Origin of the sequence: Nocardia araoensis NBRC 100135 (assembly GCF_000308435.1) — a bacterium.
GTDB classification, from domain to species: Bacteria; Actinomycetota; Actinomycetes; order Mycobacteriales; family Mycobacteriaceae; genus Nocardia; species Nocardia araoensis.
Genome location: NZ_BAFR01000277.1, coordinates 1 through 1,455, shown reverse-complemented (window position 1 = coordinate 1,455; position 1,455 = coordinate 1). Strand labels below are relative to the sequence as shown.

General features: G+C 66.3%; 1 protein-coding gene. It reads left to right on the top strand.

Going from position 1 to position 1,455, the window contains the following annotated elements:
- Positions 1 to 231 precede the first annotated feature (231 nt).
- A complete protein-coding gene (locus ON21_RS30375) occupies positions 232 to 1,437 on the top strand; it encodes an IS110 family RNA-guided transposase (protein ID WP_039803653.1) in 1,206 nt (401 codons plus the stop codon).
- Positions 1,438 to 1,455: the final 18 nt, after the last annotated feature.

Sequence of the window (1,455 nt, the reverse complement as noted above, 5' to 3'; positions counted from 1 at the left end):
TCATGCCGCCCTACCTTTCTGATGTGCCTCCGGTCGTCCGGAATGATCGGGGTGTGCAGGCGGGGCGGGTATGGCTTTCATGCGTGCTGCCCTGGATGGCTCAGGTGGCTCGGCCGCTCGCCCCGCCCCCTTGTTCCGACCGCTGATTAGGCACTGCGGACCATCGCTGTGTAGGGCGTTGCCGGCGGAGCGGGGACGCACCGCACGCACGCCGAAACGAGTGAGGGTTACATGGCAGTTGTCGTGGGCATCGACGTCGCCAAGGAGTTCCACTGGGTCGCGATCGTCGTCGCCGAAACCGGGAAAGTCCTTGTCTCCCGACGGGTGAACAATGATCCCGACAGTATCGACGGGTTGATCGAACACCTGCGCGCCATCGGCGCCGACCATGGTGAGATCACCGTCGCGATCGACCTGATGGGCGGGATCGCCAGCCTGCTGACCGCGATGCTCGTCGAGGCAGGTATCCGCCTGGTCCACATCCCGGGCCTGGTGGTCAACCGCGCCCGCCGCGCCACCAAGGGCGGCGAAACCAAATCCGACCCCCGAGACGCCAAAACCATCGCCGACCAGCTGCGCCTGCGAGACGACTGGCGCGAGGTCACCGCCGAAGACGAAACCACCATCGACCTGCGCATCCTCGTCGGTCGCCGACGTGAGCTGGTTGTGGACCAAACACGCCGTCTGCAGCGACTGCGAGAAACCCTGACCAGTATCTTCCCGGGTCTGGAACGCGCCGTCGATGTCACCAACCTCGGTGACCTGCACCTTTTGGCCCGCTACGTGACCCCCGAGGAGATCCGCCGCGCCGGACGTCGCCGCATCACCGAGCACCTGCTGCGACTCGGTGTCCGCCGAAACTACGCCGAACCCTTGGTCGACAAGGCGCTCACCGCGGCCCAGGCCCAACGCACCGTCGTGCCCGGACAGGCTCGCATGGCCGAGTTCGCCCGCGAATTCGCGACCGAAGCCGTCTCGGCTCGCCGTCGCATCGGTGAGCTCGAATCCCAGATCAGGGACGATCTCGACCGCCACCCTGACGCGGCCCTCATCACAAGCATGCCGGGGATGGGGGCCATCCTGACTGCCGAATTCCTGGCCGAAGCAGGCGATCTCGCCCGCTTCGCCAGCGCTGACCAGCTGGCTTCGGCCGCCGGGCTGGCGCCGGTGTTGCAACAGTCGGGCAAGATGCACTACCTGCGACGCGCGACCGCGGGCAGCAAGACGCTGAAGTTCGTCTTCTACCAGTCGGCGTTCGCCGCGATCCGCTCCGACCCGGCCAGCAAAGCCTTCTACGCCCGAAAACGCGCCGAGGGCAAACGACACCACCAAGCCCTCATCGCGCTGGCCAGACGCCGCATCAACGTCCTGCACGCACTGCTGCACACCCGCCAGCCCTATCGGGCTGACTACCGCGCAACCGCTACTGCCGCTTGACAAAACCATTAGGCAGCC